The sequence below is a fragment of the Nonomuraea zeae genome, assembly GCF_005889725.1.
In the GTDB taxonomy this organism is placed as follows: Bacteria; Actinomycetota; Actinomycetes; order Streptosporangiales; family Streptosporangiaceae; genus Nonomuraea; species Nonomuraea zeae.
The window spans coordinates 52,577-60,474 of the sequence record NZ_VCKX01000038.1; the positions used below are offsets into that span (position 1 = coordinate 52,577).

Consider the following 7,898-nt stretch of genomic DNA (forward strand, 5'->3'; position numbering starts at 1 on the left):
GCCGTCCCGGGGCACAGGCCATGAAGGGAGACTCCTGCCAATTACACCGCAGATCGGACGGCACAAGATCCGCTTCCCCTCGGGCACCCACCGGCCGGCGAGGTGCTACCCCTGGATGAGGCCGAGTTGCCGCAGCTGCGAGTAGATGTCGACGACTCCCCAGAGGTCGGCGATCTGGCCGTCGGCGAAGCGGGCGATGAAGATCTCGCGGTAGGTGACGGATCTGCCGGTCGGAGGCATGCCCCGGTATTCACCGGTGTTGGTCCCGGTGACCGTCTGCCGAGCGACGATCTTGTCTCCGTCGGCGAGCAGGTCATCGAGCGTGACGTGAATGTCGGGGAACGCGCGCAGGAGCGTCTCCCACACGCGCCTTTGTGCCTGCACCGCGGTCAGGTCAGTCCGCTCCGCCGTGTGGAAGCGCCCCTCCGGGTGGATGAACGCGTCGATCGCCTTCGAGATGACCTCCAGATCGCCGCTGTTGATGGCGTCGTGAAAGCGGTGGTACGTCTCCTTGTTGCGAGCTTCCTGATCTGCCGGCATGTCACTTCTCCTTTGGTCGGGCCGCCTGGCGGCCGTACGAGGTCTCAGGAGTCAAGACGAGACAGCCCCTCGGATTGTGATGCCGGCACCGCACCACCAGGTTGTGCCTGAGCGTCATGCCTCCCACTACATAACGGGATAGCAATACTGATCTTAGACAAGATAACCCGCAAGCCATAACGTCGGAGGTGTTCGCAGCGGAGACAGAGTACGGAGGATCCCTCATGCCCACCGTGGCCGGCCACCTGAGATCCGATGCCACGCATCGGACGACCCCCACGGGGTGGACACTACGGGCCGTCGTCAGCGCGCACGTGGTGGCGATCGTCGGCCAGCCGGTGTTCGCCGGCGCGTATCTGACCGGCGACTTCGACAGTCTGCGCTGGCACGCGGTCGGCGCCGACGTGGTCACCTCCATCGGCTACCTGCAGGTGATCGTCGCTGCCGTGGTGTGGATCCGGCTGCGCCAGGTCTGGCCGTTCCCGGTTACGATGGCGGTGGTGGCAGCCGAGACCGCCCAGTACTTCGCCGGGCTGGACGGCGCGCTGTGGCTGCACATCCCGTTGGGCGTGATGACCGTCGCCGCGCTCGTCGTGCTGTTCATCGCCGTCTGGCGCCGGCCCCTGCCGCGGCGGGAGGCCCGCGATGCGTGAGCGTGGGCTGACCAGGCGGACGGCGCTGGGCATCGGCGGGGCGCTCGGGCTGATGGCGGCCACCGGCCTGTCGGCCTCGGCGGCGCTGGCGCGCAGGCCGTCGATCACCGGCGCCGAGCTGCGCAGTGCCCTGCCACTGCCGCCGCCTTTCCAGGTGCCGCTGCCGATTCCCGCCGTAGCGGCGCCGGTCAGCACCTCGGGCGGCGTCGACCGTTACGCGATCACTCAGCGCGAGGCGAGCGTGGAGATCCTGCCCGGGGTCCGGACGCCGCTGTGGACGTATGGCGGCACCTTCCCGGGTCCGACGATCGAGTCGCGCCGCGGCCGGCCGGTCACCGTGACGCACCGCAACGAGCTGCCCGTGCCGACCGTCGTGCACCTGCACGGCGGACGGACCCCGGCGGCTTCCGACGGATACCCGACCGACCTCGTCCTGCCCGAGGGCCGGCAGGACGCAACCCCGCACATGGGGCACGGCATGCCCGGCATGCACGCCGGCATGCACGATCCGCGGGCCGTGGTGACCAGCCTGACGCGGGACTACACCTTCCCGCTAGACCAGCGGCCGACGCTGCTGTGGTATCACGACCACCGGATGGACTTCACCGCCCCCGCGATCTGGCGCGGCCTGGCCGGGCTGCAGATCGTCCGCGACGACGCGGAAGAGGCGCTCGGCCTGCCCGCCGGGCGGCGCGAACTGCCCCTGATGATCGCCGACCGGGCGTTCGCCGCCGACGGCGGCCTCGCCTACCCCGCACTCGACCCCACCCTGCGGGAGCGGCCGGGCGTGACCGACCCGTATCTCGCCGGCGTCCTCGGCGACGTGATCCTGGTCAACGGCGCCCCCTGGCCCGTGCACGAGGTCGACGCCGTCCGCTACCGGCTGCGCATCCTGAACGCCTCCAACGCCCGCCACTACGAGCTCGAGGCGGTCACCGACGACGGCCGCCGGCTCGATCTCGTCCAGATCGGCGCCGACCAGGGGCTGCTCGCGGCTCCGGTCACCCACCGCGTCCTGCCGATCGCGCCGGCCGAACGCTACGACGTGATCATCGACTTCTCCGGAGTGCCGGTCGGCGGCCGCGTCAGAGTCCTCAACCGGCTCGGCTCCGGCCGTACCCGCGACGTGCTGGCCTTCCGGGTCGCGCGCACCGCCACCGACGGCAGCCGCGTCCCGCGTACGCTCGCGGCCGATCTGCCGGCCTGGCGCAGGTCGGACGCCGTCAGGGTGCGCGAGTTCGCCTTCCGCACCGGGCGGATGCGCGGTGGTCACGGATGGCTGATCGGCGGGCTGCCGTTCGACCCCGCCCGCTCCGACGTCACCGTCGGCCTGGGCGACGTCGAGGTGTGGCGGCTGATCGCCGACGTCCATCATCCCGTCCACCTGCACCTGGTCGGGTTCCGGGTGCTCTCACGCAACGGCCGGCCGCCGCTGCCGCACGATGCGGGGCTCAAGGACACCGTCTCCCTGCGGCCGGGCGAAGCGGTGGAGATCATCACCCGGTTCGACGGTTACCGCGGTCGTTACCTCTTCCACTGCCACAACGCCGAGCACGAGGACATGGGCATGATGGCCAACTTCGAGGTCGTCTGACGTTTCCGCAGCTCGGAAGGGGCCTGTCCGGCCGCGGCGGACGCCCGCGAAAAACAAAGGGCAAGGAGGTCACGCACTCCTTGCCACTCTCAACGTATAGCGCAGCAGGGGGCTTGCGGCAAGACCCGGGTCATGCCGCAGAATCGTCGAGCCGAGGCCGGAACCAGCGGAAATCAGGGGTTCGCCGACATCTACGTCGCGCGGAGGTGCGGGTGGGCGCACCTCCGGACGCGCTGGGCAGCCGGCCGGAGTGCCACCTCGTCGAATGGGAGTTCCATGATTGACGTGATCATCGCCGGCGGCGGGCCGACCGGCCTGTGGCTGGCCAGTGAGCTGCGGCTGGCCGGAGTGCACGTGGTCGTGCTGGAGAGGCTGACCGAGCCGACCAGGCAGTCACGCGGACAGGGCCTGCACACGCGCAGCGTCGAGATGATGGACCAGCGCGGCCTGCTCGGCCGGTTCCTCGCCGTCAGCGAGAAGTTCCAGGCCGGCGGTCTCTTCGGCGGCATCGTCAAGCCGTGGCCGGACCGGCTGGACACGGCCCATCCGTACGGTCTGGCCACTCCGCAGCCGGTCACCGAGCGGCTGCTCAACGAGCGCGCCCTCGAGCTCGGCACCGAGATCCGGCGCGGCTGCGAAGTGACCGGGCTGAGCCAGGACGAGGACGGGGTGAACGTCGAGCTGGCGGACGGCACGCGGCTGCGCTCGCGCTACCTCGTCGGCTGCGACGGCGGGCGCAGCGTGGTGCGCAAGCAGCTCGGCGTCGGCTTCCCCGGCGAGCCCTCCAAGGTCGAGACGCTGCTGGGCGACATGGAGGTGACCGCGGATCCGGCGACGATCGCCGCCGTCGTCGCGGAGGTCCGCAAGACCCAGCTGCGGTTCGGCGTCGTCCCGGCCAAGGATGGGGACGAGGGGACGTACCGCGTCGTCGTGCCCGCCGACGGCGTGGCCGAGGACCGTGCGACCGCGCCGACCCTCGATGACTTCAAGAAGCAGCTGCGGGAGTTCGCGGGCACCGACTTCGGCGTGCACTCGCCGCGCTGGCTGTCCCGGTTCGGCGACGCCACCCGGCAGGCCGAGCGCTACCGGGTGGGCCGGGTGCTGCTGGCCGGCGACGCGGCGCACATCCACTCGCCGACCGGCGGGCAGGGGCTCAACCTCGGCGTGCAGGACGCGTTCAACCTCGGCTGGAAGCTGGCCGCCGCGGTCAACGGCTGGGCGCCGGAGGGGCTGCTGGACAGCTACCACGCCGAACGGCACCCGGTGGGCGCCCGCGTGCTGGAGAACACCCGCGCGCAGATCACGCTGCTGGGGGCCGAGCCTGGTCCGACCGCGCTGCGGGAGCTGTTCTCGAAGCTGATGGACTTCGAGGAGGTGAACCGGTACGTGACCGAGCTCATCACCGCGGTCGGGATCCGCTACGACTTCGGCGAGGGGCACGAGCTGCTCGGCCGGCGGATGCGGGACCTGAAGCTGAAGCAGGGTCGCCTCTACGAGCTGATGCACGGCGGCCGCGGGCTGCTGCTCGACCAGACCGGCCGGCTTTCGGTGGCCGGCTGGGCGGACCGGGTCGACCACGTCGTCGACGTCAGCGAGGAACTGGACGTGCCCGGGGTGCTGCTGCGGCCGGACGGGCACGTGGCGTGGGCCGGCGCGGATCAGCAGGGGCTGCTCGACCGGCTGCCCGCGTGGTTCGGCCCCGCCGTCAGCTGAGAGGGCGGCGCCGAACGGGGCTCGCGCCGCTGGGGGGTGGGCTCTCGGGGAGCCGGAGCGGATCTGCGGCGCGAACGCTAGGCGGACGCCATGACCCACGTCACCCCGTCGGCTCGACCGGCCCGAACCAGGCTTGCAGGTTCTCCGGGTTGAACGGCACGGAGATGTGCTCGTGCGTGATCAGCCAGTTGCCACCTGTCCGCCGGCAGCAAACGGTCGAGCGCACCCATATCGAGCTCTGGAGCCCGTTGTTGCGGGTGCCGCTGTCCAGGTGAAGCATGTGGGCGAACGCGACATCTCCGCTCACCGCGATGGTCAGGTCGTGCGTCTCCAGGCCGATGGGTCCTTCGTACTCGTCGAACCACCGCACGAAGTTGCCGCGGACTGCGTCGGAGCCCGTGAAGTGGAGCGGGGGGACGACATCGTAATAAACGATGTCGGGTGAATACAGTGACATGAGCCGATCGATGTCCTTCTTCTGGCAGGCATCGACTCGGACGTCCAAGAACGCCCTAACCTCGGACTCGTGCGACGTCATCGCATCCTCCGTTCAAGAGATCCGGTCGCCGCCGGCTCATCCGGCGGCGGCCCTCTGTGGTGTCGGCAGTCCGACGACGCAGCCCACCGGAATGTGAGGTGCCGCAGGCCGGCGCGCTCCGGGGGCCGGAGGCCGAGGATGCCGCTGACGTCGCCGCGAACCCCGCGTGAACTGGTCGACGGCGGTCTCCACGATCCCGTCGAGCAGCTCCGGCACCACCAGGTTGCCGTTGATCAGGGTGGCGATGCCCTGCAAGGTCGCGAACAGCACGATCCCCACGCGCTGCGGATCGCCGGGCTCCAGCACGCCCTGTGCCTGCTCCTGCGCGATCAGATCCTGCATCAGCCCGAACGGCGCGGCGGCGGCCTCGCCGAGCCGATCGATGTGCTGATCAACAACGCCGGCCCGATGATCCCGCCGCTCGGCCGTACCGCCGACGGTTTTGACTGGAGGGGCGCGGCGCGCCGAAGCTCGTCGGACGGTCGGGTGCCGCCCGGGACGGTGCGCTGGCCCATCGCCTGTGGACGGTGTCCGAGGAGCTGACCGGCGTCACATTCCCGCTGGCCGCGTCGAAGGCCACGCTATCGGGGGGTCAGCACTCTGAACTCGTTGCCGTCGGGATCGGCCATCAGCACCCCGCCGTCCTCGCCCTGGTCGAGGCCGAGCCGAGTCGCTCCGAGGGAGACGAGCCGGTCGATCTCCGCCTGCAGATCGCCGTGCGCGGGCGGGGCGAGGTCGAAGTGCAGCCTGTTCCTCCCGGTCTTCGGCGCCACTGGCGGGCCGCCCCACGTGATCTTCGGGCCGCCGTGCGGTGAGCGGATCGCGGTCTCTTCGTTCTGGTCCCAGACCAGCGGCCAGTCCAGCGCCTTGCTCCAGAAGTATCCGACCTCCTGGGAGCCGTCGGACGCCAGCGCTCCGACGAATCCGCAGTCGGCCAGGAAGTTGTTGCCCGGCCCGATGACGCAGAACTCGTTGCCTTCGGGGTCGGCGAGCACCACATGGCCCTCTTCGGGGAGCTGCCCGACGTCGATGTGCCGCGCGCCGAGTTCGAGCGACCTCGCCACCGTCTGCTGCTGGTCCTCAAGGGACGTGCTCGTCAGGTCGAAGTGCATCTGGTTCGGGCCGGTCTTCTTGTCCTCGGTCGGAAGACATCGGATCTGGAACCCGGTGTCATCGCTTGGTAGGAGCGTGACGCCCTCGCGGGAGTCGCCGGCCAACTCCCAGCCGAGGACCCCGGCCCAGAAGTTCGCGACACGGAGGGGGTCGTTCGCGTTGAAGCAGAGCGCTACGAGCTGAGAAGTCATCCCGCATCTCCGATCTGTTGGTTCACAGGTGCGGCCAGGGCACGTCCTGCCGCATGACGGAACCACGCTAACCCGATCAAGATTGGTGTCGCCAACGCTTATCGGTCAGCGCGCGACGCCGGCCTCCTCGCAGCGCCGCACCCGGAGTCCCGCCGGCGCATCGCGGCTGTCTCCGGATCGGGGGTCGCCTGACCTCAGAGGTACATCATCGATTGAAGGTTGGCACGCGGTAATGGCGGGCGTTACGCGATAAAGCTTCAACCGAAAGTTCAACGATACCGTTGAGGACATGGACATCAAGGACACAGCCCGTCCGCTCGACGGCCCAGGCATCTCGGCGTTCCTCCGGTCGCTGCCCGCCCGGCCGCTGCTGCTCGGCCTGGGCGAGGCCTCCCATCGCGTGGAGACGCTGCCCGAGCTGCGCAACGAGATCTTCCGGCACCTCGTCGAGCACGAGGGCTACCGGTCGTTCGCCATCGAGAGCGACTGTCTCATGGGCCTGGTCGTGGACGACTACGTCACGACCGGCACGGGCACGCTCGACGACGTCATGGAGCGCGGCTTCAGCCACGGCTTCGGCGCATCGCCGGCCAACCGCGAGCTCGTGCGCTGGATGCGGGCGTACAACGAGGAACATGATGACAAGCTGCGGTTCTTCGGGTTCGACGGCCCGCTGGAGTACTGGGCGGCGAGCCCGCGCCAGGCGCTCACCGGCCTGCACGCCCTCCTCGACGGCCCACTCCCCCACACCAGGCAGACCCTCGACACGCTGCTCGGCCCGGACGACCGGTGGGCGAACGAGGCCACGGCCATGGATCCCGCGCAGTCGATCGGCCAGTCCGCCGAGGCGCAGCGGCTGCGGCTGATCACCGACGACCTGGTGGCGCTGCTCGACACGCAGGCGCCGCGGCTGAGCGCGGAGGACGGCGAGCGGGCCGCACTGTACGCGCGCACCGCCGTCGGCCTGCTCCGCTACCACCACTGGATGGCCGACACCTCCCCGGCCCGCTGGATCCGGCTGTCGGCCCTGCGGGACGCGATGATGGCCGCGAACCTGTGCGCCCTCGCCGAGCACGGCCCGGCCCTGGTCTTCTCCCACAACCTCCACCTGCAGCGGAACAAGAGCTACATGCCGTTCGGCGACCAGTCGCTGGAGTGGTGGAGCGCGGGGGCGATCACCGCGACGCGCCTCGGCGACCGGTACGCCTTCCTGGCCTCGGCCCTCGGCACGGTCGGCGCCGACGTCCCGCCCCCGGACACCGTGGAGGGCATCCTGTCCGCGCTTCCCTGGGACCACTCCCTCATCGACGCCCGGCGCCTGGCCCAGGCCATCACGCGACAGCCGAGCCCGCGCATCTCGCCGGACCACGCCTATATCCCGCTGGACCCGGCCGGCCTCGACATGATCGACGGCATCGTCTTCCTCAAGGAGCCCGTCAGCCGGGAGTGACGGCACATGGCCTCGGGGGGACCGGCCGTTCTCGACGGGCTCCGGAGAGCTGACCTGAAAAACGCAGCCACCCGCCCACCCCCGGGTGGCGGGGGTGGGCGGGTGG

General features: G+C 70.3%; 8 protein-coding genes. 5 read left to right on the forward strand and 3 right to left on the reverse strand.

The features are described from left to right. Window positions 1-105: 105 nt before the first annotated feature. Window positions 106-540: an ester cyclase gene (locus ETD85_RS15175; RefSeq protein WP_138690343.1), complete on the reverse strand. Its 435-nt coding sequence runs from the start codon at window positions 538-540 to the stop codon at window positions 106-108. Window positions 541-764: 224 nt separating this feature from the next. On the opposite strand from ETD85_RS15175, the gene ETD85_RS15180 reads away from it, so the two are divergent. The 3 genes from ETD85_RS15180 to rox all read left to right on the forward strand — a co-directional run bounded on the left by ETD85_RS15180 (window position 765) and on the right by rox (window position 4,500). Then, a complete protein-coding gene (locus ETD85_RS15180) occupies window positions 765-1,193 on the forward strand; it encodes a hypothetical protein (RefSeq protein WP_206058321.1) in 429 nt (142 codons plus the stop codon). After that, window positions 1,186-2,787, forward strand: a complete 1,602-nt coding sequence (locus ETD85_RS15185; protein ID WP_138690344.1) for a multicopper oxidase family protein — start codon at window positions 1,186-1,188, stop codon at window positions 2,785-2,787. The genes ETD85_RS15180 and ETD85_RS15185 overlap by 8 nt, the downstream gene beginning before the upstream one ends. A 276-nt stretch (window positions 2,788-3,063) precedes the next feature. Further along, a complete protein-coding gene (gene rox / locus ETD85_RS15190; RefSeq protein ID WP_138690345.1) occupies window positions 3,064-4,500 on the forward strand; it encodes a rifampin monooxygenase in 1,437 nt (478 codons plus the stop codon). Window positions 4,501-4,600: 100 nt separating this feature from the next. Here the strand turns inward: rox and ETD85_RS15195 are convergent, their stop codons facing one another. Then, window positions 4,601-5,038: a YybH family protein gene (locus tag ETD85_RS15195; protein WP_138690346.1), complete on the reverse strand. Its 438-nt coding sequence runs from the start codon at window positions 5,036-5,038 to the stop codon at window positions 4,601-4,603. A gap of 138 nt (window positions 5,039-5,176) precedes the next feature. Here ETD85_RS15195 and ETD85_RS67495 point away from each other — a divergent pair, with 138 nt between their 5' ends. Next, window positions 5,177-5,581, forward strand: coding sequence for a hypothetical protein (locus tag ETD85_RS67495; protein ID WP_206058323.1), 405 nt, complete (start codon window positions 5,177-5,179; stop codon window positions 5,579-5,581). Between the two features lie 38 nt (window positions 5,582-5,619). Here the strand turns inward: ETD85_RS67495 and ETD85_RS15210 are convergent, their stop codons facing one another. Beyond that, entirely contained in the window at window positions 5,620-6,342 is a 723-nt protein-coding gene (locus ETD85_RS15210) for a VOC family protein (protein ID WP_138690347.1), read from the reverse strand. A 289-nt stretch (window positions 6,343-6,631) separates the two neighbouring features. On the opposite strand from ETD85_RS15210, the gene ETD85_RS15215 reads away from it, so the two are divergent. Further along, window positions 6,632-7,792, forward strand: a complete 1,161-nt coding sequence (locus ETD85_RS15215; protein ID WP_138690348.1) for an erythromycin esterase family protein — start codon at window positions 6,632-6,634, stop codon at window positions 7,790-7,792. The last annotated feature ends 106 nt before the right edge of the window (window positions 7,793-7,898 follow it).

Coding starts and splice junctions, on each gene's coding strand:
- ETD85_RS15195 (WP_138690346.1), bottom strand. CDS start 5,038: ATGACGTCGCACGAGTCCGAGGTTAGGGCGTTCTTGGACGTCCGAGTC.
- ETD85_RS67495 (WP_206058323.1), top strand. CDS start 5,177: ATGCCGCTGACGTCGCCGCGAACCCCGCGTGAACTGGTCGACGGCGGT.
- ETD85_RS15175 (WP_138690343.1), bottom strand. CDS start 540: ATGCCGGCAGATCAGGAAGCTCGCAACAAGGAGACGTACCACCGCTTT.
- ETD85_RS15185 (WP_138690344.1), top strand. CDS start 1,186: ATGCGTGAGCGTGGGCTGACCAGGCGGACGGCGCTGGGCATCGGCGGG.
- ETD85_RS15215 (WP_138690348.1), top strand. CDS start 6,632: ATGGACATCAAGGACACAGCCCGTCCGCTCGACGGCCCAGGCATCTCG.
- ETD85_RS15210 (WP_138690347.1), bottom strand. CDS start 6,342: ATGACTTCTCAGCTCGTAGCGCTCTGCTTCAACGCGAACGACCCCCTC.
- ETD85_RS15180 (WP_206058321.1), top strand. CDS start 765: ATGCCCACCGTGGCCGGCCACCTGAGATCCGATGCCACGCATCGGACG.
- rox (WP_138690345.1), top strand. CDS start 3,064: ATGATTGACGTGATCATCGCCGGCGGCGGGCCGACCGGCCTGTGGCTG.